Genomic DNA, 23,111 nt, shown 5'->3' on the forward strand with positions numbered 1-23,111 from the left:
ACTAATTGAAAGTGGTTGTAGAGAGGGAGGCGTTAGAGCGTTGAGTTTCGTCAAAGTTCCAGGAGTCGTCGCTTGCACTCGTGCGGAGTGGACTCGCTGCTTTCTTCGAATGATGCCTATATGAAGATTCAGTACCCAGCAATTCGGAAAGCTCTTCCACCATTTGATGAAGTTTGCCTGCTTGTTGGTCGAGTTGGACGGTGGCGCTAGCAGTTTCCTCTGCGGAAGCTGCGTTGGTTTGAGTCACTTGATCCATTTGTGTGAGGGCTGTATTGAGCTGAGTGATACCTGCTGATTGCTCTTGTGCAGAGGTGGCCATGTTGCTCATGAGCTCGTCCATCTCGAATGCTTTACTACAGATGCGTTCCAAAACCTCAGCAACGCGTTCGCTGGTGCGGATTCCTGCTTCGCTTCGTTGTGTCGACTCCTCGATGCGGTCGGAAGTTTCGCGGGCGGCTTTGGCACAACGCTGAGCGAGGGCGCGTACTTCGTCGGCTACTACGGCAAAGCCGGCTCCGGCTTCGCCAGCGCGAGCGGCTTCCACAGCGGCGTTAAGGGCGAGTATATTTGTCTGAAATGCGATTTCATCGATCGTTTTCAAGGTACTGGCTATATTGGAGCTCGAATCCGCAATCAGCTGCATCGCCTCGATCATGGTCCTCATTTCAGAGCTTCCTTGCTGGGCGGCGGCATTGGTCTCGGCAGATACGTCTTTAATTTGCTGGGCGGCTGTGGCGCTACTTTGGATGGTGGCGGCACTCTCTTCAAGGGAGGCGCTGGTTTCCTCTAGGGAAGCAGCTTGCTCGGACGCTCCTTCCGCTACACGTCGACTGCTGTCGCTAATTTGAGAAGTGGTTTCAGCGGTTTCGAAGGCGGTGGTAGCAATATTGCTTGCGATAATTTTAAGTTTGTTCGCCGTGGCGTATCCAATTTTCCAATTCACAAGCGCACCGATAATCAAGCTCACGAAAATGGTCGCCAGTATGGCCCACTCACCTTTGTTGGCTGTGGACTGAGCGTTTTCCCTTATCCTCGCTGACTCTTTTTCTAACACCTCTGTTAGTATATCTATTTGTTCTCGGGCGCTGTCGAAGTCCTTAAGAGCAGGTCCACTGGCGAAGGCCGTTCCAGCAGCCTGCTGTAATGGGTCGGAGCTGTTTAGTTGGCGAAGCGCCGAGTGGGCCGACTGCTTCCACCTGTCGAATCTCTCTTCAAACTTGGATTGAATCTCTTTGATGCGTGGAGTCGTATAGGGGGCGGCCGATTTCTTGAATCCTGCCCAGCGAGTTTCAACCTGACCGAGGTTTTCGTTGGTTACAATTGTCAGACCTTCAAATTCTTCCGGGCTACTGTTCGCGAACATGAGCTGGGCAATGTAGGCTTGGTGTAAGTCGCGATCGAGCTGGAGTAGGTGGTCCGTCGCATCGAGAACGTTCTGCGAAAAGAGCTGTAAGTCTTGAAGGATGGATTTTTTGGTTGCGATTCCCACACCTCCGATGATGAGCCCCAAGATAGTGAGGGACGCAAAGGCGAGCGTTGTTCTTTTGGCGAAAGTCAATTTCATTTGGATAGCGTGCGTTCGTTTCAATCGATGGACTGATTTCCGGACATCGAGATAAGTAGCACAGCCTTGAGGCTTGAGGGCTACTACTCGTGCAATTTGTACCCTTTTTACCTACTCTAGGAATTTTGAGCTCCCTAAACTAGGGAGTTAGCCTTAATTAACCAGGCCCGCTGATAAAGACTGTTCCCGCCGGACAGATTTTGCACCGCTTTGTTGGCGAATCGTCTTCGCTCTTTAGATTAGATCGTTCCGAACCTATGTGGTGAAGACTTGCGATGGATAGACGGCTACGGCGCCGCTTCCAGATAAGCCCGCCAGCCACCTAGTGATGTAGCCTCTGTGGCATCTGTGGTTGCCCACGCTTCACAGGAAAAGCCTTTCACGTAGCTACCATCTTCGAGCTCGATATTTCCTATACCGAGTGGAGGTGGGATTTGTTCGATGAAGCTAGCCCATTGCGATTTTGGAAGGTCCCAAATTTCCAGCTCGATCGAGGCTCCGCTTTCGGAGTCTCGAACTATCCCCGGCTTGGGTGGGGTGGTACCCGGAAGGGCGAAGAGTCGATAGGTGCCGCTGGTTCGAGTTGCCCGATTGAAAGTGGCTCCGAGATTGGTCAGCTGGTGATTGAGTGGAAGACCGCTCATGTGAGCTCCGCAGACTGCGATCGGTGAAGAATCGCAAGGCGCGTGTGCAAGAGCGCTGTGCCGCTTGAATTGGGTTGCTCCGAGATTTAGGTCGGAGGCGTCTTGGAGCTTGTCCGCGATGGCGAGTAGTTTTTCGTCGTGGAAAGCCGGTGCGATGACGGTTATTCCGAAAGGGAGTTGCTTCGGCGTGAATCCTGTGGGAACCGCGACCGATGCGAGATCCAGCAAATTCATGAAATTTGTATAGTATCCAAGGTTTGAATTCAATTGGATCGGGTTGGCCTCGACTTCTTCGATCGTGTAATGAGTGCCTGCAGTTGGGGTGGCGAGGAAGTCTATCTCATCCCACAAAGGCTTAACTTGCTGACGGAAAGCTTGTAGCTTGTAGGCCGCGTCGAAGGCATCGACTGCCGTGCCCTCAATCCCTTTTTCGATGATGGCCCGTGTCGTGGGATGCAGCGAATCGGGTGATTCTTTAATCAGGTCCTGGATGGCCCAGTAGCGTTCGGCGACCCAAGGGCCCTCGTAGAGAAGTCGGGCCGCCGCGAGGAAAGGGGAGAAGTCGATGACCTGTTTCTTGAAACCAAGAGCTTCCAGTCTCTTGACCGCTTCCAAGTAGAGGTTGAGGTAGTCCTCGTCTCCAAAAAATTGGAGTTGCTCTGGGGAAGGAACTCCAAAAGTCATACCGTCGCGAAAGGTTCTACGAGGCGACTCCAGGTTCCGAGGGTAGGCACGCGAGTAGGAATCACTCGGATCGAAGGACGCAGCTGAGTGCAGAGCGGTTTGAGCGTCGCTCGCGTTGAGCGCGAAAATTGAGATGCAGTCGAGGGATTTGCAGGCTGGCACGAGCCCAGTGTTGCTGAGCAGACCTCGGCTAGGCTTGAGGCCAATGAGATTATTAAAGCAAGCGGGCACGCGACCCGAGCCTGCAGTGTCGGTCCCGAGCGCAAATGAAACCTGTCCAAGGGCCACGGATACAGCTGACCCAGAGCTCGATCCGCCGGGAATGTACTCTGGATTGAAAGCGTTTCCCGGAACGCCGTACGGAGAGCGTACGCCCACCAACCCGGTGGCAAATTGATCGAGATTGGTCTTGCCGATGGGAATGGCTCCGGCGGCCCGTAACTGGGCTACTACGGTAGAGTCGGAGCCGGCGAAATAGAGGTAGTCAGGACAGGCTGCAGTGGTGGGCAGCTGGGCGACGTCGATATTGTCCTTAACCGCAAATGGAATACCGTAGAGGGGAAGCTCGTCAGCTGATTTGGATTCGAGTTCGGTCGCCTGAGCGAGAAGGCGCTCCTCGGTGTCCACGCATATCCAGATTTTGGAGTCACCTGATTTTATGCGGGAGAGCGTTTCACGAACGATATCGGAGACAGTGTAGTGACCTGCGAGGTAGCCTTCGCGAAGAGAAGTGAGATCGAAAGAAAGATTCATATTGGTATTTTGCCAACGAAGAACACGAAGTGGATGATATGTTGTCTCTTGAGCTTCGTATTTCTACTGTACGATTACTCTCTAATTACTGCTAAGTTCTGGCCTTTGTTGGTGGGAGAGCCTTCGTTTGTCAGTAAAGCTTCGACCGTGCCATCTGACGGAGCGGTGATGTTGATTTCCATTTTCATGGATTCGACAATGAGGAGGACGTCACCCTTTCGGACGGTGTCGCCTTCTTGTACGCAAACTTTCCATACGCTTCCCGGTACATGGCTTTGGATAGCGCGGCAACCTTCTGGGATTTCGCTTTCTTCGATGGCTCCCAGCCCAGCTTCGTCGGCTTCGTACGTCGCTTGACCGGTTTCGATCCAGTGTTGGCGTTCGGCGTCGAAGGCGGCCTGCTGCTTGTCCTTGAAAGTCTTGATGTCGGCCTCGTTTTCGGAGAGGAAATTGTTGAACTGGGCCAAGTCGAAGGTGGACTCTTCCACTTTCAGTTCGAAGCGACCGTGTACGAAGTCCTCTCTCATCGTGAGGAGTTCGTCGGCACTGACTTCGTAGAATCGAATTTGGTCGAAGAAGCGAAGCAGCCACGGCTTTCCTTCCTTGAAGTCCTTGGTTTGCTTGTAGCGATTCCACATTTGCACGGTGCGACCGACAAATTGATAGCCGCCCGGTCCCTCCATGCCGTAGACGCAGAGATAGGCTCCACCGATTCCGACCGCATTTTCTGGGGTCCACGTGCGAGCCGGATTGTACTTTGTAGTGACAAGACGATGACGCGGGTCGACAGGGGTCGCCACCGGGGCTCCCAAGTAAACGTCGCCTAGTCCCATGACCAAGTAGCTCGCGTTGAAGAGGATGTCCTTTACGTCCTGGATGGAACTGAGGCCGTTGATGCGGCGAATGAACTCGATGTTAGACGGGCACCATGGCGCGTTTTTACGGACGGACTCGTACTTCTTGATAGCCAGCTTTGTGGCCTCGTCATCCCACGAAAGTGGCAGGTAGACGGTGCGGGTGGGCACCTTCATTTCAGTGATCGGCGGGAGCTTCTCCTCGATCTCCTTCAGATGATCCACGAGGGCATCGAGCGAGAGCTGCAGACTCTCATAGTGGATCTGCAGGGAACGAATGCCGGGTGTGAGTTCTAGGATACCGGGGATAGCGGCAGCCTTGACAGCCTCCATCAAAGCGTGGGCTCGGAAGCGGAGGTTGAGGTCTAGCTTCATATCCCCGTATTCGATCAGCAAATACTTATCGCCTGAGCGTCGGTAGCAGACGGATGGACGGTCAAGGTGAGGGAGTTTCGGGCGTCGATCTAAGATGGCGTGGTCGGTACCGTAGTGCGAGGATCGCGAGAGGAGTTCTTTTAAAACGGACGTGTTTGAAAAGATGGTTTCCTGATCCAGTTCGAGGCGAGTGGCGGTGCTTTGGTCGACTTTTACGAAGCGGACGGAGTCGCCCGGTTTGAGTTGTCCCATCATCCAAAGATCGGCCTTGATAATGGTGGCCGGACAAACGAAGCCGCCAAGGCTGGGGCCGTCGGGACCGAGAATGACGGGCATGTCCCCCGTGAAGTCGACGGTGCCGATGGCGTAGGCGTTGTCGTGCAGGTTAGATGGGTGTAGACCAGCTTCGCCGCCGTCGGTCCGGGCCCACTTAGGCTTGGGGCCGATCAAACGTACACCAGTGCGAGCTGAGTTGTAGTGAACCTCCCAATTGGTTTTGAAAAAGGTCTCTATATCTTCGTCGGTGAAAAAGTCGGGAGCTCCGTGTGGGCCGTAAAGAACGCGGATGTTCCAGTGGCTATTGTATTCAGGAATCTGAGACGCTTCAACCTCGTAGAGTGGCTGCGGTTCAGCTTTATTGAAATGGAGGACGTCACCCAAGATCAACGTACGGCCGCAGTGACCGCCAAATTGGCCCAGGGTGAATGTTGACTTACTCCCGAGGTAGTCGGGCACATCCAGGCCGCCTTGGACCGCGAGGTAGGAGCGGCATCCGTTTTCAACGATTTTGCCGCAAGACAACTCGTCGCCTACTGAGACTTCAATGGCCTGCCAAAAGGGAATAGGTTCGCCATTGAGGGTGGCGTTGGTTGCCGCTCCGGTTAGGGCGATGGTGGTTGCATGATTGAAGACAAGTGTTGGTCCGGTGACTGTGATTTCCAGACCGGCGGCTTTTTCGTCATTGCCGAGGATCTTGTTACCGAGGCGGAAGGCGTACGCGTCGAAAGGGCCCGAGGGCGGAACGCCAACGTCCCAGTAACCGACGCGGCCAGGGTAGTCTTGGATGGTGGTTTGTGTTCCGGCGTCGAGCACGTCGATGGTACTCGGGTGGTAGATTAGGCTATCGCAAAATTTTGTGGTGTGCTCGGCATTGAGGAAGGTGTCGGATGCGAGAATGTTCTCAAGGTATTCCAGATTGGTCTCGATGCCTTCGACGCGAGAAGCAGCAAGGGAAATTGCGAGCTTGGCGATTGCTTCTGATCGGGTGGAGCCTTTGGTGATCACCTTGGCGAGTAAAGGATCGTAGAAGGCGGAAACCTCGGTAGACGTTTCGATCCAGGAATCGACGCGAACGTCGCTAGGAAAGGTGACCTCGGTGAGTAGCCCAGAGGAAGGCTGGAAGTCTTTGTTCGGGTCCTCGGCGTAGACGCGGGCTTGGATGGCGGCGCCGCTTGGCTTGATCTCGAGAGAGTCGAGGTCAGGCATCTCGCCAGCTGCCTGTTTAATCATCCACTCGACCAGATCGACTCCGGTGACTTCCTCGGTGACACAGTGTTCGACTTGGAGGCGGGTGTTGACCTCTAGGAAATAGAAGGCGGAAGCGTCGACGTCGTAGACGAACTCGACGGTGCCGGCTGATCGGTAATTGACGCCTTGGGCAAGGCGTACGGCCGTATCAAGAAGGTCCTTACGTTGGGCTTCAGAAATGGCAGGTGCGGGAGTCTCCTCGATAACCTTTTGGTTGCGGCGTTGCACGGAGCAATCGCGTTCGCCGAGAGCGACGACGTTTCCAGCTCCGTCTCCGAATATCTGGGCTTCAATATGGCGGGCACGTTGTACGAACTTCTCTAGGAAGATGCCACTGTTGGCGAAATTGTTTTCTCCGAGGCGTTTGACGGATTCGTAAGCGTCTCGAAGTTCATCTTCTGCCCAGCAGAGACGCATGCCGATACCGCCGCCACCAGCGGTAGACTTGAGCATAACGGGAAATCCGATGCGATTGGCTTCGGAACAAGCTTCGTCGAGCGTATTCACCAGATCGCTACCTGGCAAAAGTGGAGCGTTGTTTGCGACGGCGATCTCTCGAGCCGTGTGCTTAAGGCCGAACTCAATCATCTGCTGAGGAGTGGGACCGATGAAGGCGAGGCCGGCTGTTTCGACTTGGGTCGCGAAATCTGCGTTTTCGGAGAGAAGACCGTAGCCGGGGTGAATGGCTTCGGCTCCGCTGGAGTGGGCTGCGTCGAGGATGGCTTGTATATTAAGATAGCTCTGCTTAACCGGCGCGGGGCCAATGCGGACGGCTTCGTCGGCGAGGTCGACATGCTGGGCGAAGCGATCCGCGTCGGAGTAAATTGCAACGGAGCCAATGCCCATCTTGCGAAGCGTGCGGATGACACGACAGGCGATTTCGCCTCGATTGGCTATGAGAACTTTTTTAAACACGGTAGATTGCTGGAGAGTGGTTTTCTGCCCATGAATTACACGAATGGGCACGAATTGATTTTGGAAAATGGAATTCTATTAGTGAGGATTTTTTAAATTTGTGGGCTTTTCTTAATCCCAGATTATGGCTTCGACGGGGGTTGGGTTGTAGGCGTTGCAGGGATTGTTGAGCTGCGGGCAATTTGAGATGAGGGCGATGACATCCATGAGGGCAACCATTTCGACGTAGCGGCCGGGAGCGCTAATGCCATCCTCGAAACTGAGACCGCCTTCGGGGGTGACGGGGACATTCATGAAGAAATTGATATTACAGGTGATATCGCGCTTGCCGAGGTCGCTTGAATGGTCGTGCAACCCGCAGATAAAGGAGTCGCGGCAGGCGTGCATCGGTTCCTTCTCGATGGCATAGCGCATCGTATTGGACTCGCGGGAGCAAGCGCCGCCGAGGGTGTCGTGTCGTCCGCAGGTATCGGCAGTGATTTCGAGCAGGGCGTTGCCACCGGTGGACATAAGCGTGGTGCCGGAAGTCAAGTAAAGCGCTTGTTGGCAGCGGATGGTGTCGCTAGCCGAGTATCGATCGACGGGATCGTGAGCATTGTAGAAAAGCGTATCTGCAGCTTGGTTGCCCTCTAGATCGAGGATGCGGAACGTTTGGCCTTTTTTAATGACATGGCTCCAGTGGTCGCCGGCTTTGATGACTTCACGGTAGACAGCGTCGGCGGGATCGAGGGTTGATTCTGTGAGCATGGGCGGAAAATAGTTAGAAGCGGAGGGTGTTGTAGACGGTCGTGTTATGGTAGGCTCGCTGATTTTCGGAACGGACTTGCAGGGATGGATCTTCTTCGTCGAAAGTATCGGCTTCTGAGATAGCGAGCTCTACGGGTCTGGGTTTGTATTCAGGATTTGGATCGAAGGGGTGTGGGCAGGTATTGAGGACCACGAGCGTGTCGAGCTCGAAGCGTAGCGCTACGCAGTCACCCGGTTTGCTGTGGTTTTTTATGAAGCTTAACTTGCCTTCTTCGTCGGGGACTACCTTAGAGAACCAATTGATGTTGGGGACGAGGTCGCGTTTGCCGAGGCCCCACTTGGCGAGTTCGATGAGGAAACACTCCTGGGCGTTGCGATGGAAATCGTTGTGTAGCTCTTGATAGTCGCCTTGCCCGTATTTGGCTTTCACTGATTTTGCGTCAGACGCGCCACAGACCGTGTCGTGCCAGCCGGAGCTTTCGGCGGTGATGGAGGCGAATAGTCGCCCCATATCAGAATGCAGGCAATAAGGTGCTTTGAGGTGGAAGATGTATTGGCCCTTGAGCGTGTCGGGCATGTTGTAACGCTCGTGTTTTTCGTAGGCGTTGTAGAGGAGCATGCCAACATTAGCGCCGCCTTCCAGATCGGTGAGACGAAGGGTGCGTCCTCGCTTAATGACTTTGGACCACATTCCCGCTCCGGAGAGGGTTTCTTTGTGTAGGAGAGACATGGTGAAATCTTTTCGGTTAAGAGTGAGTATTGAAAACCTAGCTACTTCTGGTGAAGCGGTGGCATAATGGTGGAGGAAAGGTTCAGCTTTCCGGTTTTAACCCCTTTGCAGGTAATGAGTTCGTTTGAGATAGAGCGGAGCTTATGAGCAGGGCCTTGGACTACGAGGACCTCCATGATGTGATCGTCCTCGAGTTGGACGTGCAGGGAGCTGATGACTTCGGCGAGGTGCTTGCGCTGGATCCTGCTGAGGGTGCTTTGTAGGTTGTTCCGTCGCGTGCTGTAGAAAAGCGTTATGGTGCCGGCCATGATTTGTTCGTCGTGGTCGGCGCTGGCTTCGATGATCTCGCGGTTAAGGATCTCGGTGATAGCTTGTGAACGGTTCGCAAATCCCCGCTGAGTGAGCATGCTGTCAAACTTGGCGAGGACAGAGCGTGGTATGGTTATACTGACGCGTTCTGCGGGATCGTTCATATCTTCAGGTTTCATAAAGTATTACGAATTTAAGAAAACGTAATACTTGGGATGGTTTCGTGGGCAAGGACTTTCTTCAACTAATAGAGGCGTGAGTAGCGATCGATTTCCCATTGGCTGACGCTTTGGTGGTACTGGCGCCATTCTTCAGATTTATAGTTTACGAACTCTGAGTGGAGGGTGTCCCCCAGGGTTTCTCTTGTGAAAGGATCGCTGGCGAAGGCGGCGACGGCTTCTTTGAGTGAAGTGGGAAGTTCGCTGATTCCGCGTTCCTGCATTTCCTCGAGAGAGAGTTCGTAGAGGTTAACTTCCTGAGGCTCACCGGGATCCAGCTTTTCGCGAATGCCTTCGAGGCCAGCCGCAAGGGCGAGGGTGGCAGCGAGGTAAGGGTTACAGGCAGCGTCAGCGTTTCGGGATTCGACGCGGCCGCCGGACATGGGAACGCGAAGGGAATTGGTACGATTGTTGCGTCCGTATGAATTGAATACAGGAGCCCAAGAGTAGTAGGCCATGAGCCCTCGTCGGACGAGTCGCTTGTAGCTGTTGACGGTGGGAGCAAAGGTGGCGCAGAGAGCAGGACCGTGCTTGAGAATCCCAGCCATGAATTGGTAGCCGAGTTCTGTAATGCCGAGTCCGCGTGGGTCCTCTGTATGAGGTCGCTTGAAGAGATTCTCTTTGGTTTTGAGATCGTAAAGCGACATGTTGAAATGGGCGCCACTGCCAGTCTTGTCGGCGAACGGCTTGGGCATGAAGGTGGCGACGAGACCCTCCTCGGCGGCGTAGTGCTTGGCCATCATGCGGAAGAAGGTGAAGCGATCGCACATGGTCAGGGCGTCCGCGTAATTGAAGTCGAACTCGAACTGTGAGTTGGCATCCTCGTGGTCGAGGGAGTAAAGCCCCCAGCCGAGATCGTCGATCGCGGTGGCCATCTTGTCGAGCCAGTCGTAGCGATCCATGAAGCGTTTGATGTCATAGCAGCTTTTTGTCAGGTTGTCGTCAGTATTAGGTATATGGAGACGACCTGCCTCGTCTTGCTTGAGAACAAAAAGTTCGGCTTCGATGCCGAGATTCATTCCGAGCCCGAGCTCCTTTGCTTGTGACAACACCTTTTGGAGCGCGACGCGGGCACTGATTTCGTAGGGCTTTCCGTGCAGTGTGTTGTCGGCGGGAATCCATGCAACCTCTGGGTTCCACGGGAGTGGAATGATCATTCCGAGGTCGGGAACGGAAGCGATCTCATCATCGTTGGGGGCCTGTCCGAGACCGTCCAATGCGTAGCCGGTGTAGAGCTCCGAGCCATGGGCGAAGTGGTCAAAATGGGAGAGGGGCACGAACTTGCCTTTAGGGGTGCCGTGGATGTCCACGTAAGAGCCGACACAGTATTTGACTCCCGCTTCTTTGAGCGAGTTTTGGATAGAGTCGAGTTGGTCGTCGCTCCATGGATACGCCTCTTCGTAGGCGAATCCACGAGCGGTGTTATGGTTGTTATATATGTCTGAAAGGGTTGTCATGTCGTTTGGTTTATTGAAAGCCGAGGTTACTGCACACTCTGTTCGAAGTAAGAGTGATCCAAGGGAGGGGACTCTTGCAGGCCAGTACGGATCAGCTCTACGAGCGCAGATTGTAGCTTCTGGTAGAGCTCTTTTCCTGCGTCGGGAGAGGCTTTGCTGGGAGTGCCAGTGACACCGATTAAACTCGTGCGGTTAACGGGGTGCGAGAAGACTTTGCCTTGGGTGCGGTCGGGATCGTCGGAGCTTGCCAGCTTGCCAGGACGAGTGGCGCTAGGGTCGAGATGGAGAACAATGCTAGTTTCCGCAGCATTGGCGTGCCAGTCCGCAGCGTCTGCAGAGAAGTCTTGAGCGATCTCTGGCGTGAGCTTTCCGGTATTGAAAAGGGCGATACATAGATCGTCATGCTTTGCTCGCAATATTTCTAATGCGCAGCGAAGAGGAGCCTCGTTAGTGACGTGGGAGTTGACGATAAATAGCTTTTTTATGCCAGCTGGATAAAGCCAATCGGCGATGTCCGTGACTACTGAGACAAGGGTGTGTGGGCTCAGGGCAAGCGTCCCCGGCCAGCGGTGGGAATGGCCGAGCGAGCAGCCGTAAGGAAGGAGAGGGAGGCTGGGGACTCCCGTGATTTTGGCGACGCTTGAGCAGAGGTGCCGGCCTAGCAGGGAATCCATACCGACTGTGAGTTGCGGTCCGTGTTGTTCGGTCGCCCCAATGGGGAGAATCGCCGCATCGTTACCAGAAGAAATCCTAGCTTGAATTTCTTCCCAGGTGAGCTCTTCCCAATGTTGCAAAGCTAGTGTATTCATACTCCTGATCATTCGACCTCGTCGCCGATGCCCGTCATGCGGATATTGGGCAGGGGCTCGTCGTCTCTTTCTGGTTCCTTGGGATGGATGAGCTCCTCGAGGCGCTGTTTGATGGCGAGAAACTCTGGACTGAGCAATTGCTCAGGTGTACGCGGTCGCGGAACGGGAACTTCGACGTATTCGAGAATTTCCCCAGGGTTTGCCTTGAGGACTAGGATGCGGTCCGAGAGGTAGATAGCCTCGTCGAGGTCGTGGGTGACGAACATGATGGTGACGTCAACGTTGCGCCAGATCTGCAAGAGGTGCGCTTGCATTTGGCACCGCGTGTGGGGGTCGAGGGCACCGAAAGGCTCGTCCATAAAAAGAATCTGCGGCTGGTTGGCGAGCGAGCGAGCGATAGCTACTCGTTGCTTCATTCCGCCCGAGAGTTCCCTTGGATATTTATCGGCGGCGTGGGTCAAACCCACGAGCTCGATCCACTGCATGGCCTCCTGTTCGACTGCGGCGCCAGATTTGCCGTTTACCTCGAGTCCGAACATGACGTTTTTCTTCACGCTGAGCCAAGGAAACAATGTGTAGCCTTGGAAGACCATTCCGCGGTCTGCGCCCGGACCGCTTGGCTCTTGTCCGTCGAGGAGGAAGGTCCCAGAGGAGAGAGTTTCCAAGCCCGCTAGCATGCGAATCAAGGTCGATTTTCCGCAACCAGAAGGGCCGATGACGGAAACGAATTCGCGCCGATGGACATTGAAGCTTATGGGGCTGAGAACTTCGACGGATCCCTTAGCGGTTGTGAAACTTTTGCTGAGGCCTTCGACTTCCAGCTTTATGGGACGCTGGTAGAGTTCGGCGAACCGCGTTCGTACGTCTTCGCTCTGCTCCTTGTAACTCGGTAATTCGATAGAGCTGCTCATTATTTAGCCTTTCCGTTTAGAGGTGTGCTGTAGGCTTTTGGATCTACCAGCCAGAGGAAGAATCGTCCGATAAAACCGTGCTTCTTCTCCGCGGCATCGGGCGTCCATGGGAAAAGGTACTTGCGGAGGGAGGAGAGAAATTGGTCGGTCACGAAGCCTGACATGCCGATCAGGATGATGATTGGGAAGACGCTATCGAAGTTTCGCCAGCGACCTTGCGTTTCGAGGAACTCAGTCAACCCGCTTTTGACTCCGATCAGCTCGGCGATGACCAACCAAGTCCAGGCCCAGCCAAGAAGGATTCTCATGTCATTGTACAAGTTTGGTGTGATACCGGGCAGAATCACGCGACGGATGAGAGTGATATTCTTCGCTCCGAGGGTTTGGGCTGCTTCGAGTAAGGAGCGGTCGAGTTGTCGGGTGGTGTTGGCCACGACTAGTACCAGCTGGAAGAAGGTACCAACAAAGACCAACGCGATTTTGGGAGCGTCATGAGCGAGGAAAACCGCGACCAACAATGTGCTAAATGCGGGAGCCGGCATATAGCGGAAAAAGTCGACAAAGGGTTCGAACAGCTTGGAGAAGAAGTCAAAAGTTCCGCAGAGCACACCCAGCGGCACGCCGACGACGGCGGCGAGTAGGAAGCCGAGAAAGACGATCTTGAGCGAGTGCTTGTAGCGATCGAACATGGATGGCTTGTCACTCTCTGATTCGAAGGTGAAATCTTGGAGGCCTTTGATGACTACCTCGTGCGGAGCAGGGAGGTAGACAGGGTTGGCTGAAACGCCTTGTGGCACGAGTTTTTCGAGGGGGATTTCCGGCAAGTCTCTGGAGCTAAAGGTCGGCGAGCTTGCTGACATCAGTTCCCAGTTTCGATTGATAATGGCTAGGTTTTCCTCGGAAAATTTAACCTTTTTGCCGCTTAATTTTCCCTCGGCGACATCTCTCCAAACTCCATAGAGCAGGTCGTCTTCCTTGGCCTCAACGCGGGTTAGCCAATCGTTGGCGATCGCCGCGTCGGAGATGTGCCTCATGATCTTGAGGTTCGCTCTTCGGACGGAGGAGCCCCTGCTTTCAGCATCTCCAGATTCGCGGGAGGCAAGGATCTCCAGGTTGTCCGATCGGATGGCTGCTACGAATTCAGGGAAGTAAGTTTTGGAGAGATGGTCTCCGGCGGTGTAGACCGTGGTTACATCTGAGCGGTCAGCCGAAATGTGCAGTTTTACGTCTGGATGCCAAATGAAAGGCGAGTAGCTCACAAAGGCCCAGGCGACCAATGGCAAGATGAAGGATAGGCAGCTAAGGGTGAGGCGTTGCCTCGCGTCGAGGTCTTTTCGGATAGCGAACCAAGGGCTTGTGACTTTGCCGTTTTTTTTTCCGTTAGTCATTAAGGCTTCTGAGTATCGAGCTCGGTAGGTGGATGAGGAGGAGGTAGGGAACGGGCACAAAAAAGGCGGACCGGGCACGGCCCGCCTTCTTGAAATGGGGTGTGTCGAGGGAGTGAGGCTCCCGCTCTATTCGACTGACTTTGCGTACTCTAGCGTGAGGCTAGGGTCGAGGTACTGGTTTGTCTTAAGCGGTTCGTCGTATACTCCCATGGAGACGTTGAACTCGTCCGAAATCGCGGTTGAACCATAGACGGACTTGAGACCTTCGGCTTCTTCCCAGATGGGGAGCGCTTCTTCAAGGGTCAGGATGTAGGTGCCTCCGAGGAATGGCTCGTACTCTTCAGGAGAAATGGCAACGCGCCCGGCAAGAATTTCGAGGGCTTCGTCTATGTTGTCCTCGTCCTTTATAAAATCTACGATGCGGTACCAGACTTTCACGACCTTCATCCAGTCGTCACGACGCTTTTCGAGGCTTTCAGGATCGACGCTCAGGAGGTCGTAAATAACTCCGGGCACGTCCGCGGAAGTAAGCACTGGCTTGGAGTTGGCGACGGTCTTGAGGGCTTGACCCGAGTTTGGTTGCCAAGCGCCAACCGCGTCGACTGCTCCGGAAGCGAGCACCTGAGGTGTCTCGTTGGTCGGCGTGTTTACGATCGTGAATTCAGACGGGTCGATGCCCGCCGCCTCGGCACCCTTCATAAGAAGCAGGTGGATGACGAAACCTTCTTCGAGGCCGATCTTTTTGCCCTTGAGGTCAGCCAGCGAGTCGAAACCAGGTGCGGCTACGATCATGTCGTTTCCGTTGGAAAAGTCATTGATAATGATGCCTACGGAAGGCTTACCGGTGCCGCCGGTTACTAGAGCGTCGCCATTGGTCATCGTCACCGCATCCAGCAAGCCAGCTGCATAAGCGTCCATGGATGCGACGTAGTCCATCCATTGGAAGTCGACTTCGACGCCTTCTTCGGCGAACCAGCCTTTTTGGATCCCGATTTCCCAGGCAACCCAGCCTGGCCAGTCGGAATACCCGATTTTTAAAGGTTCAGCCTGAGTGAAAGGCAGGGCGGCGAGGAGGGCAATAGCAGAGAGGGAGCGTTTTGCAAGACGGGCGAACTTCATATGGCTTTGGTCGTTCAGGTTCTGTAGGTGGTAATACGAATTAGAGTAAACGTATTACGATTATGCTCAGCGTTGAGCATCGCTCGCGCCATCCCCGCCCTGCGAGGGCAATCCTACGAAATAGCCTCAATTTGCTCACGGAGACCCGCGATGCTTGGCTTAGAATTGATCAATCAGGCTTCGCCCGATGGACGAGGATTTTCAAGAACGAGGTGATGGTCCCAGCTAAAATACCGATCGGAAGGAAGTAAACCCAGCTCTGGAACCCCAGCACTGAGGTGATGGCGAGCCCGCTTACAGTCCCTGTTATGGCGCCGATTGCCAAGAACCGCGGTAGGTTCTCCAGAGGGGCGAACCCTTTGACGCGGGCAAGCTCATGAATGGCGAAGTACGCGCTGCCCGGAAGGAAGCAGTATGCGAAGGCGTAAAGGTAGATGATAGGCAGGAAGAGCAGCGATTGGGTAACGTTCTCAACTCCAATGGCGCCGATCAGCGTTATGGCGAAAAAGTAGGTACTACCGACCATGGGCGGCACCAAGATACTGAACAAAAAGCGTTTTAGAACTGCCTTCATGGCTTGAAGTTGTGGGCAATTTGAGGACCGAGAGGAGCTAGTCCCAATGGACGATTCCTGGCAAGGTCTCCCAAGGCCTCGTCGACGAAAGGATAGTAGAAGACGAAGCGGCGCTTGAGAAGCTTGGCGGGCACCGCGAAGCGGCTTTTCAAGGTGAGCTCGGTTTCAGTACGCAGGAGCCATGCGGCGACTTCAAGCATTGGTCTGTAGTGGGGGAGTCCGAAAGGGATACGGACGGCTCCACGTATGGCTCGCATGAATACGCTGTTTCTTAAGGGAGCGGGTGCAGTTACATTGAGAGTTCCGGAAATCTCTTCGTCATCGATGGCGAACTCAACTGCTCGGGCGAAATCGGCTTCATGGATCCAGCTGACCATCTGTTCGCCGCTTCCCAGCTTGCCTCCCATCCCGCAGCGAGCGATTCGCGCAAGGATGGGATAGACGCTGTTTTTTCCGTGGCCCAGCACCATGCTGGTTCGGAGAGCGACGCGGCGGGTTTGTGTAAGATTGTCTTCAAAGAATGCAGCCTCCCAAGCGCGGCAGATGTCGACAGAGAAACCGTCGCCGAGCTCGCCATGATTTTCGTCCATTGGCGTTTCGAGGCTGTGGCGATAGATGGTGGCGCTAGCGGCGTTGAGCCAAACGGCTGGGGGTCGTTCCAGTTTTTGTATCGCTTGGGCCAATACGCGAGTGGGCGCTATGCGACTGTCGAGGATTTGCTTTCGATTGCTGGGGTGGTAACGGCAGTCGACCGATTTACCGCAAAGGTTCACGATGGCGTGGGCGCCTTCGAGGGCGGCGGTCCACGAGCCGAGTGTTTCCCCGTTCCAATTGAGTGGCTGCCCAACGAAGGTCGGGGGGTGCGGATCGCGAGTGAGGATGATGACCTGCCAGTTCTTGCGGGTGAAGTGGCGGGCGAGTACTTGGCCCAGGAAGCCGGTGCCTCCGGCAATGACTAGCTTTTTCATGATGTTGCGAGTGTTGGAGAGAAGGAGGGCGTGGCCACTTAATCAGCGGCCATGCCACTCTTGGTTTGAATTCAGGTGGCCGCGGTTGCGGGCGGCGGGGTGGGGCGATACTTGGGTTCGCCTTTGCGGACTTTGTTGATCATCCGCATATTGAAGAAGTGGATGAACCCGAGGATCAGCAGTTCGATTCCGAGGCGATAGCCGGCTGCCTGGATGGCTTCTACTAGGGTGTTGGCCGCCACCGTGAACTTTAAGCTGGCTCCGATGATCCCGAGGTTGAGCAGGTAGAAGCCCGTGTTCAGCAAGACGTTTATGGCGTCGGCTAAGGCCGGCTTGTCTTGGAACGCTTCCTCAAGGAAAGGCATGCCGTGGATGCGCAGTACGCGGCCGACGTAGATAGTCATGCCGATGGCTGCGGTAATGTAGGCGAGGGTGGCCAGTAGCGTATAGTTCATGATGACTTAGTTTTTCGGATTTAAGTATTCGAAGTTTCAGGAAAAAATGAAAATAAAAACAGCACCTGTTAAGCTATTAGTTGTGGTTGGGCTAGCTGAGGACCTTTAGAATCTTGGGCAGGAGGGTGCTTTGCTCCTTGGAGGCGACCTTCTCCATGATGGAGTTCGCGAGCATGACGAAGTCGTTGAGGGCTGTGAGTTGTTTATGCAGCTCTTTGGCTTCGGCGGTTTTCAGGTCCTTGGAGCGGTTAATGCAGTCCTTCAGAACTTGGCTAGCCGGCTCGGTCTCGCGGCGTTTACGCTCGCGGGCAACTATGCAGAAGATCTTCCAAGTGTCTTTTTCGGCTTCGTAGTGGTCCTTTCGTTCGCCTTTGACGATGACTTGGCGAATTAGCCCCCAGCTCGCGAGATCGCGCAGATTGGTGTTGGCATTGCCGCGGCTGACAGAGAGCTCGGCCATGATCTCGTCGGTCGTGAGAGGGTTGGGAGATACGAGAAGGAGGGCATGGATCATGGCCATGGTCCGGTTGATGCCCCACTGGCTGCCGAGGGCGCCCCACTGTGTGACGAAGTTGTCCTTTATTTCTGCCAGTTCGCTCATCTGATTTAATTTTCAGAAAATACTGAAAATACGATTTGTCAAGACGAGTTTCGGTCGCGTTTGGTTCGATGGGGTGACTGCTATCTCCGACCCTAGAGGAAGCTGTTAAACTCTTCAGGGGAGGAAGTATATTCGATCTTCTTTAGCCTTTTGCCGGTTGGATCGAGGATCAGGATGGTGGGGAAAGCGCGAACGTCATAGGTGTCCATGAAGGATTCTCCTTCTTCCGATTCGTATTCGATGCGGGCGAAGACGTAATTCTCGTTGATCTTGGCCTGGACCTTGGGGTTGGAGAACACGTTTTTGTCGAGGCTGCGGCACGTCGGGCACCAGATGGCGGACATGTCGGCGAGGACGAGCTTGTTCTCGACTTTGGCTTTGGCGAGGGCCTCGGGGAGGCTGTGTCGTTCGAGCTGCATTTCGTCTAGGACGCTTTGTCCGAGGCGGGTCTGCACCTCGGTGTTGATGAAGTAGGCAGCTGCGATGGCTACTGCGACGGTGAGGTATTTGATCCAGGATTTCTTTTTGTCGGGCATCTTGAGGAGGAGGTTGCGTGTGCAAAATACGATCGAAATATGGGCTGGGATGCGAGGTAAACTAGAGGCGAACTAATCTGAGGATCGATCTGGGATGCGAAAGTTAACCGTTGCCAAGCTGGGTTCGGATCCGACAATGGCGGCGAAATGAAAGACAAGCTCAAGGAACTTCATCAAAAAGCCCGAATCGCTCGTGACCCTGCAGCGACTGAGGCCTATGGAGCTGCACTGGCAGCTATTCAGGAGGGCGAAGTGAGAGCCAACGAAAACTTTTCGGATTCGAAGGTCTTGGCTATAGTCGAGAAGGAAGCGGGCAAGTTCGCCGAGTCTGCTGCTGCTTTTGAGAAGGCGGGGCGCGAGGACAAGGCAGCGGAAATCGCCGCTCGTGCTGAGTTATTAGAAGCTCTGTTGCCGGAAAAGCTTGATGCGGATGCCTATCCAAAGCTGGTGGCAGACGCGGTCGAGGCAACTGGAGCCTCCTCCATGCGCGATATGGGCGCAGTGATGGCTAAACTCAAGGCTGACATCGGCCCGGCGCTCGACATGAAGCTCGCCTCGAGCGAGGTGAAGAAGGTCTTAGGATAAAGAGTCCAGCGTTGTCTGTTCTAGGCGGGATCCTCATTGTGAAGATCAAGCGTTAGGCTTCATCTTAACAGCGACGAGGCAGATGTCGTCGTCGAAATCTTCCGTCCCGGCGGTGAGCTTGAGAGCAGACCTGATGGTTTTGATTTGTTCCGCTAGGTCGTCGCCTCGGTTGTTGAGTAGGATTTCCTCCAGCTTTTGGATACCGAATTCTTCTCCCATGGCGTCTTTCTGTTCAATAATTCCATCGGTGTAGAGGAGGAATTCGGTGGTTTCCTGGCATGTAAACTCGTAGCGGAGAAACTCTTGCTCGGGGATTAGGCCAAGCGCCGGGCCAATTTCGCCGCAGGGGCAAGGCTCGAAAATCTCGCGGTCGGAGGCGTTTCTGGTTTTCCAAAGAGGGCCAGGATGTCCCGCGTTCGCTACTCGGGCCTCTCCGGTGTCTAGGTCGAGCGTGAGGTAGACTGCGGTGGTGAATCGGGGGAATTCTTGGTCTTCAGCTAGTGAACAAAGGCGTTTGTTCAATTGCCCGAGCACTCTGCCGGGCTGGTCGAGAATGTCGGCGAATTCGGAAATAAGGCCGCGCAGCAGCATAGTCACAAGGGCAGCTTTTACGCCGTGGCCCATGACGTCGCAGACGAGGATTCCGATTTTGCTTTCGGATATCTGGATGAGGTCGAAGAAATCCCCTGCGAGATGGTGGCTTGGCTTATAGAAGTAGCTGGAGCTCAAGGTCCATTTCGATCCAGATTTTGAATACTGTCTGTCTTTGTCGAAGCCGATGGACATCAAGGTTTCCTGCAATTGTCTGGCTACCAGCAGCTCCGCTTCGAAATGGGTGTTTTTGTCGCGCAGCTCTTCGGAGAGCATGCGGGCTTCCTCCTCCGCTTTCTTTTGCTCTGTGATATCGTAGGTCATGCCTACGATGCCCTCTATCGCTCCGTCGCGTCCCCTGAGAGGAACCTTTGAAGTAACGATCCAACTGTCTTTCTTGAATACGCTGAGGTCAAAATCGATTTGATTTAGTATGGGCTCTCCCTTTTCGCAGACGCGTCGGTCTTCTGCTCGTATTTTGGCGACTCTTTCTTCGTCGCTAAATTCCGATAGACTGTGACCAATGAGGTCTTGGGAAGATTTGATTCCGAGGGCGTTCTTATAGGTGTTGTTTGCGAGGAGGAATCGATCCTCGAGGTCTCTGACGAAGATTCGGCAGGGGAGAATGTCGATGATCGCTTTGAGTAGGTTGCGCTGCCGCTTTACTTCTCTCTCCGCTAGGTAGCGGTCCGTAACGTCTCGGGAAATACCGAAAGTGCCGCAGATATTGCCGTCTTTGTCTTTAAGCGGCAGTTTGCTGGAGATGACGAAGCGCTGGAGAACGTCGTCCTTAACGTGTTTCTCCTCGTGAAGGCTGTAGCCCTTTCCGGTGGCAATGATGTCCTGTTCCTCATGGAATTGGACTTTTGCCATGGTTTCCGGGAAAAAGTCGAAATCGGACATGCCGATCGCGTCGTTGGGTTCCTCCAGGCCTAGAAACCTCGCTTGGGCCCGGTTGACGCAGGTAAAGCGGCTTCGGGTATCCTTGAAATAGACGTTGTCCGGCAGGTTGTCCATCAATTGCCAGAATAGCATATCGGGGTCGGCGGTGTGCTTCCCTTGACGTATGCGTTGTTTTGTTCCTGCCAAGTATGCCAATTCGAGGGCCTTCTTCAGTTGGGCAGGGGTGTACGTACCCTCTTGATCGGGGTTCGAGTGTGACTCACCTAGGAAAGTGGTGGAGAGCGATTTGGGGTAGGCGTGATTGTCCGAATCCGGAATCATTGACGAGCTAATCTACGCAGCTGGGTGGTCTTGCCAAGTAGGGATGTGTCAAAAAGTAAGAAAATCGGCGTTTTGGAACGCGTACTTCTTTGTATTGACAAAATTGTGACAAAGTAGCTCGGGAAAAAGGTCATGCCATGCGCAAGGGTGACAAATTCGTTGATTCTAATCCCGCTGGACTCCAATCGAGAAAACTGGCTTCCCGCGCTGAGCCTGCCCGAGAAGCGAGCTGTAGCGGTCCCGAGACTGCCTAAATGCTATGCTGGGCCCTTTGTAGGGCGGCAGGGCGTTTGTAGATGGGGTTCTAATGTGAGGTGGTAAAATGTATCGGAGAACTGAATACGGAAGGATTGAGATTTGGTGCGGTCTATGTATTAGCGCTGAAATCTAGCTTAGGAGTTAGTCCGCCGAGTCCTCGGATTGCGAGATTCCTTCTTGCGTTAATGTAGGGCGTGCTGGAACGCTATCCAGCCCGCCCTTCGCCTAAAAGGGTATTATTCGCCCGCGGTGAAGCTGTTCCCGGTGGCAGCCCAGTAGATGCCGCCGTAGATGTGATGCATGAAGTCCGCATCCTTGTAGGTAGCAGGGAGGTGCCCGAGTGCGGTGTAGAAAGAGCGTCCACCCTCGTATTCCTTGTACCAGCTAACTGGATGGAAGTCGCCCATGCCGTCGCCACTTTTCACGCCCCAGTTGGCGTCAGGCTTGTAGGTTTTCTCGTCGACGCTGAGCAGGTACTTCAGGTCGTCGGTGCGAGGCGCGTCAAATTCGTACCACTCTTCGGTGAAGATGAATTTGGGAGCGAAGCGATCCATGCCTGGGAAGTTCGGGTCTTCGACCTTTATGACTCCAGTTTGCACGGCTGGGTGGATGTGGAACATATGGCCAACCATTTTGGTATACCAATCCCAATCGTATTCGGTGTCGGAAGCGCTGTGGATTCCGACGAAACCGCCACCGTTGTTGATGTACCGCTCGAAAGCTGCCTGCTGTTCGTCGTTGAGGATATTGCCGGACGTGAGCAGGAATATGACGACGTCATAGTTCTTGAGCGTGTTGTCGTTCATCACGCGGTTTGAGTCCTCGGTCCAGAAGACTTCGAAGTCGTGAAGCTTAGAGAGTTCTTGGATAGCGGTGACACCGGCGTTAATGGAGTCATGGTGCCAGCCGTCGGTCTTCGAAAAGAGGAGGACCTTGAATTGTTCAGCGAAGCACGATGTCGCAGAAAATGCCGCCGCGAGGGCGAGGGTTGTCGCTATTTTTCTTAGTTTCATAGGGGTGTGTTCTGTTGAATATCGTGTGATATGTGAAGGGAAATACCGGCTTCTGTGCGCTTACAGATTTGTGCAATTATAGACCGGTGTTTGGTGCTCGATTTATGGGGAGCGGGGCCTAGACCTAGGGAAACGCTATGGTTTCTCCTATTTCAACTCCAGATCGAAGATTTTGTCCTGCTCTGGGCTCTTCAATCACAGTGCAGCGATGTGTCGCCGAGAGGGTGGTCGAGCTACAATGCCCCATGACCTGCCCATTCAACCCTTTCAATCCGGACGCCCCCAAGGCTTTCGATGCGATTGTTGGAAAGGGCTTAGCAGCGGCCTCGCGGTGGCTGGAGAAAATAGTAGGCCCGAGCGAATGGGCGCGGCGTTTCGACGCTATGGATCGACGCTTCGCCCCTGAGCGGGATTTACCCTTGATCGCATATGAGACGCAGTGGACGATTATGAGCCTTGCCCTTAAGGGACATGCTTTTCCTGAGGTCAAGGAAGCGTTAGAGGATGAGGAGGAACAGAGCCTGAAGAACGACGCTCGTCTGGTATTCGAGAAATTGGCGCAGAGCCAAGCTTTGCTGGTGCAAGTGACCGATTCAAACCCGTCGCTACCTTACTATACGGTGCGGGACATCTTCAGTCCAGGCGATGAGTACTTGTATGTAGATTTTGGAGACCAAGAACCCTTGGAACGTGGGGCATTGATGTTTGGGCGGTTTCTCGTCCATGAAAATTGCATTTACGTCATACCCGGTGTCTTCGTGGGAACAGCGGAGGTGCTGGGGACTGTCGTGGAGTCGATTGTAGATTTTTTGGATACTGAAGTTGAGGGTATCAACGAGGTGCTGCAAGGCGCACTCCCCGAAGTATGGAATCTCTGTACATCAATCCAGGATGACCATGACGGAGTGGGGGAATTGGGTGGACCCGAGGGTGGGGGCAAACCTGCGGAAGATCCTTGTCGGGTGAGTTTCTATCTCGATGCGGAGAAGCACGATGCCGTCGCGGCGCTGCAGCGCCACCCTTTCTTCTCAGAAGTGGATCCTTTGGAATTTGGTTTCGACCCATTGGGAGAGACCGTGTTCGATATCCATGTACTTCCCGTATCAAGTCCTCCAGTACAGTCCCTCGAAGGGGAGGAAGACCTCGAAGATCCCAGAGATGACGAAGGCCAGGTCGTCCGTGTGGGATCTGTTTACGTAGGGCCAGAGAAGCTTACCATCACGGCTATGAATGGAGTCGAGATGGAGTTAATAAAAGGCTTAGTACTCGAGATCGTAGCCTTGTCCGGAAGCTGAGGTACCT

General features: G+C 54.2%; 20 protein-coding genes. 2 read left to right on the forward strand and 18 right to left on the reverse strand.

The window, feature by feature from the left end:
• Position 1: 1 nt before the first annotated feature.
• The 16 genes from QEH53_RS07735 to QEH53_RS07810 all read right to left on the reverse strand — a co-directional run bounded on the left by QEH53_RS07735 (position 2) and on the right by QEH53_RS07810 (position 18,138).
• Positions 2-1,564: a methyl-accepting chemotaxis protein gene (locus QEH53_RS07735; protein ID WP_309022590.1), complete on the reverse strand. Its 1,563-nt coding sequence runs from the start codon at positions 1,562-1,564 to the stop codon at positions 2-4.
• A gap of 287 nt (positions 1,565-1,851) precedes the next feature.
• On the reverse strand, positions 1,852-3,645 hold the full coding sequence (gene atzF / locus QEH53_RS07740) for an allophanate hydrolase (RefSeq protein ID WP_309022591.1): 1,794 nt from the start codon (positions 3,643-3,645) through the stop codon (positions 1,852-1,854).
• Positions 3,646-3,719: 74 nt separating this feature from the next.
• Positions 3,720-7,316 (reverse strand): urea carboxylase, encoded by a 3,597-nt coding sequence (uca, locus tag QEH53_RS07745; protein WP_309022592.1) that lies wholly within the window; start codon positions 7,314-7,316, stop codon positions 3,720-3,722.
• Between the two features lie 111 nt (positions 7,317-7,427).
• Entirely contained in the window at positions 7,428-8,063 is a 636-nt protein-coding gene (locus tag QEH53_RS07750; RefSeq protein WP_309022593.1) for an urea amidolyase associated protein UAAP2, read from the reverse strand.
• A 13-nt stretch (positions 8,064-8,076) separates the two neighbouring features.
• Complete coding sequence (locus QEH53_RS07755) at positions 8,077-8,793, reverse strand: urea amidolyase associated protein UAAP1 (protein WP_309022594.1); 717 nt, start codon at positions 8,791-8,793, stop codon at positions 8,077-8,079.
• 41 nt (positions 8,794-8,834) lie between these two features.
• Positions 8,835-9,281, reverse strand: coding sequence for a nickel-responsive transcriptional regulator NikR (nikR, locus tag QEH53_RS07760; RefSeq protein WP_309022595.1), 447 nt, complete (start codon positions 9,279-9,281; stop codon positions 8,835-8,837).
• Positions 9,282-9,346: 65 nt separating this feature from the next.
• The gene (gene glnT, locus QEH53_RS07765; protein ID WP_309022596.1) at positions 9,347-10,777 is read right to left on the reverse strand and encodes a type III glutamate--ammonia ligase; all 1,431 of its coding nucleotides are present in this window, start codon (positions 10,775-10,777) and stop codon (positions 9,347-9,349) included.
• A gap of 26 nt (positions 10,778-10,803) precedes the next feature.
• Positions 10,804-11,586 (reverse strand): creatininase family protein, encoded by a 783-nt coding sequence (locus tag QEH53_RS07770; protein ID WP_309022597.1) that lies wholly within the window; start codon positions 11,584-11,586, stop codon positions 10,804-10,806.
• An 8-nt stretch (positions 11,587-11,594) separates the two neighbouring features.
• Positions 11,595-12,497: an ABC transporter ATP-binding protein gene (locus QEH53_RS07775; RefSeq protein WP_309022598.1), complete on the reverse strand. Its 903-nt coding sequence runs from the start codon at positions 12,495-12,497 to the stop codon at positions 11,595-11,597.
• Positions 12,497-13,885, reverse strand: coding sequence for an ABC transporter permease (locus tag QEH53_RS07780; protein WP_309022599.1), 1,389 nt, complete (start codon positions 13,883-13,885; stop codon positions 12,497-12,499). Before QEH53_RS07780 ends, QEH53_RS07775 begins: the two co-directional genes overlap by 1 nt.
• 126 nt (positions 13,886-14,011) lie before the next feature.
• Positions 14,012-15,004 (reverse strand): ABC transporter substrate-binding protein, encoded by a 993-nt coding sequence (locus tag QEH53_RS07785; protein ID WP_309022600.1) that lies wholly within the window; start codon positions 15,002-15,004, stop codon positions 14,012-14,014.
• A 169-nt stretch (positions 15,005-15,173) separates the two neighbouring features.
• Positions 15,174-15,578 (reverse strand): hypothetical protein, encoded by a 405-nt coding sequence (locus QEH53_RS07790; protein ID WP_309022601.1) that lies wholly within the window; start codon positions 15,576-15,578, stop codon positions 15,174-15,176.
• On the reverse strand, positions 15,575-16,546 hold the full coding sequence (locus QEH53_RS07795) for a TIGR01777 family oxidoreductase (RefSeq protein ID WP_309022602.1): 972 nt from the start codon (positions 16,544-16,546) through the stop codon (positions 15,575-15,577). Before QEH53_RS07795 ends, QEH53_RS07790 begins: the two co-directional genes overlap by 4 nt.
• A gap of 71 nt (positions 16,547-16,617) precedes the next feature.
• Positions 16,618-17,001 carry a hypothetical protein gene (locus tag QEH53_RS07800; RefSeq protein ID WP_309022603.1) on the reverse strand — a complete coding sequence of 128 codons (384 nt, stop codon included), beginning with the start codon at positions 16,999-17,001 and terminating at the stop codon, positions 16,618-16,620.
• A 91-nt stretch (positions 17,002-17,092) separates the two neighbouring features.
• Entirely contained in the window at positions 17,093-17,602 is a 510-nt protein-coding gene (locus QEH53_RS07805; protein WP_309022604.1) for a hypothetical protein, read from the reverse strand.
• Positions 17,603-17,694: 92 nt separating this feature from the next.
• Positions 17,695-18,138 (reverse strand): thioredoxin family protein, encoded by a 444-nt coding sequence (locus QEH53_RS07810; protein ID WP_309022605.1) that lies wholly within the window; start codon positions 18,136-18,138, stop codon positions 17,695-17,697.
• A gap of 147 nt (positions 18,139-18,285) precedes the next feature.
• Between QEH53_RS07810 and QEH53_RS07815 the strand changes: the two genes are divergently transcribed.
• The gene (locus QEH53_RS07815; RefSeq protein WP_309022606.1) at positions 18,286-18,723 is read left to right on the forward strand and encodes a GatB/YqeY domain-containing protein; all 438 of its coding nucleotides are present in this window, start codon (positions 18,286-18,288) and stop codon (positions 18,721-18,723) included.
• 45 nt (positions 18,724-18,768) lie between these two features.
• Here the strand turns inward: QEH53_RS07815 and QEH53_RS07820 are convergent, their stop codons facing one another.
• Together QEH53_RS07820 and QEH53_RS07825 are read right to left on the reverse strand one after the other, a co-directional pair.
• Positions 18,769-20,538: a SpoIIE family protein phosphatase gene (locus tag QEH53_RS07820; RefSeq protein WP_309022607.1), complete on the reverse strand. Its 1,770-nt coding sequence runs from the start codon at positions 20,536-20,538 to the stop codon at positions 18,769-18,771.
• A 494-nt stretch (positions 20,539-21,032) separates the two neighbouring features.
• Positions 21,033-21,809: a ThuA domain-containing protein gene (locus QEH53_RS07825; protein WP_309022608.1), complete on the reverse strand. Its 777-nt coding sequence runs from the start codon at positions 21,807-21,809 to the stop codon at positions 21,033-21,035.
• A 245-nt stretch (positions 21,810-22,054) separates the two neighbouring features.
• On the opposite strand from QEH53_RS07825, the gene QEH53_RS07830 reads away from it, so the two are divergent.
• Positions 22,055-23,104 (forward strand): hypothetical protein, encoded by a 1,050-nt coding sequence (locus tag QEH53_RS07830; protein ID WP_309022609.1) that lies wholly within the window; start codon positions 22,055-22,057, stop codon positions 23,102-23,104.
• The last annotated feature ends 7 nt before the right edge of the window (positions 23,105-23,111 follow it).

Origin of the sequence: Pelagicoccus sp. SDUM812002, from assembly GCF_031127835.1 — a bacterium.
Taxonomy (GTDB): domain Bacteria; phylum Verrucomicrobiota; class Verrucomicrobiia; order Opitutales; family Opitutaceae; genus Pelagicoccus.

Excerpts from the sequence above, each read along its gene's own strand:
- QEH53_RS07815 (WP_309022606.1), top strand. The coding sequence starts at position 18,286 with ATGAAAGACAAGCTCAAGGAACTTCATCAAAAAGCCCGAATCGCTCGT.
- QEH53_RS07800 (WP_309022603.1), bottom strand. The coding sequence starts at position 17,001 with ATGAACTATACGCTACTGGCCACCCTCGCCTACATTACCGCAGCCATC.
- QEH53_RS07825 (WP_309022608.1), bottom strand. The coding sequence starts at position 21,809 with ATGAAACTAAGAAAAATAGCGACAACCCTCGCCCTCGCGGCGGCATTT.
- QEH53_RS07790 (WP_309022601.1), bottom strand. The coding sequence starts at position 15,578 with ATGAAGGCAGTTCTAAAACGCTTTTTGTTCAGTATCTTGGTGCCGCCC.
- QEH53_RS07750 (WP_309022593.1), bottom strand. The coding sequence starts at position 8,063 with ATGCTCACAGAATCAACCCTCGATCCCGCCGACGCTGTCTACCGTGAA.
- nikR (WP_309022595.1), bottom strand. The coding sequence starts at position 9,281 with ATGAAACCTGAAGATATGAACGATCCCGCAGAACGCGTCAGTATAACC.
- QEH53_RS07770 (WP_309022597.1), bottom strand. The coding sequence starts at position 11,586 with ATGAATACACTAGCTTTGCAACATTGGGAAGAGCTCACCTGGGAAGAA.
- atzF (WP_309022591.1), bottom strand. The coding sequence starts at position 3,645 with ATGAATCTTTCTTTCGATCTCACTTCTCTTCGCGAAGGCTACCTCGCA.
- QEH53_RS07820 (WP_309022607.1), bottom strand. The coding sequence starts at position 20,538 with ATGATTCCGGATTCGGACAATCACGCCTACCCCAAATCGCTCTCCACC.
- QEH53_RS07735 (WP_309022590.1), bottom strand. The coding sequence starts at position 1,564 with ATGAAATTGACTTTCGCCAAAAGAACAACGCTCGCCTTTGCGTCCCTC.
- QEH53_RS07795 (WP_309022602.1), bottom strand. The coding sequence starts at position 16,546 with ATGAAAAAGCTAGTCATTGCCGGAGGCACCGGCTTCCTGGGCCAAGTA.
- QEH53_RS07755 (WP_309022594.1), bottom strand. The coding sequence starts at position 8,793 with ATGTCTCTCCTACACAAAGAAACCCTCTCCGGAGCGGGAATGTGGTCC.
- QEH53_RS07805 (WP_309022604.1), bottom strand. The coding sequence starts at position 17,602 with ATGAGCGAACTGGCAGAAATAAAGGACAACTTCGTCACACAGTGGGGC.
- QEH53_RS07775 (WP_309022598.1), bottom strand. The coding sequence starts at position 12,497 with ATGAGCAGCTCTATCGAATTACCGAGTTACAAGGAGCAGAGCGAAGAC.
- QEH53_RS07830 (WP_309022609.1), top strand. The coding sequence starts at position 22,055 with ATGACCTGCCCATTCAACCCTTTCAATCCGGACGCCCCCAAGGCTTTC.
- QEH53_RS07810 (WP_309022605.1), bottom strand. The coding sequence starts at position 18,138 with ATGCCCGACAAAAAGAAATCCTGGATCAAATACCTCACCGTCGCAGTA.
- glnT (WP_309022596.1), bottom strand. The coding sequence starts at position 10,777 with ATGACAACCCTTTCAGACATATATAACAACCATAACACCGCTCGTGGA.
- QEH53_RS07780 (WP_309022599.1), bottom strand. The coding sequence starts at position 13,885 with ATGACTAACGGAAAAAAAAACGGCAAAGTCACAAGCCCTTGGTTCGCT.
- QEH53_RS07785 (WP_309022600.1), bottom strand. The coding sequence starts at position 15,004 with ATGAAGTTCGCCCGTCTTGCAAAACGCTCCCTCTCTGCTATTGCCCTC.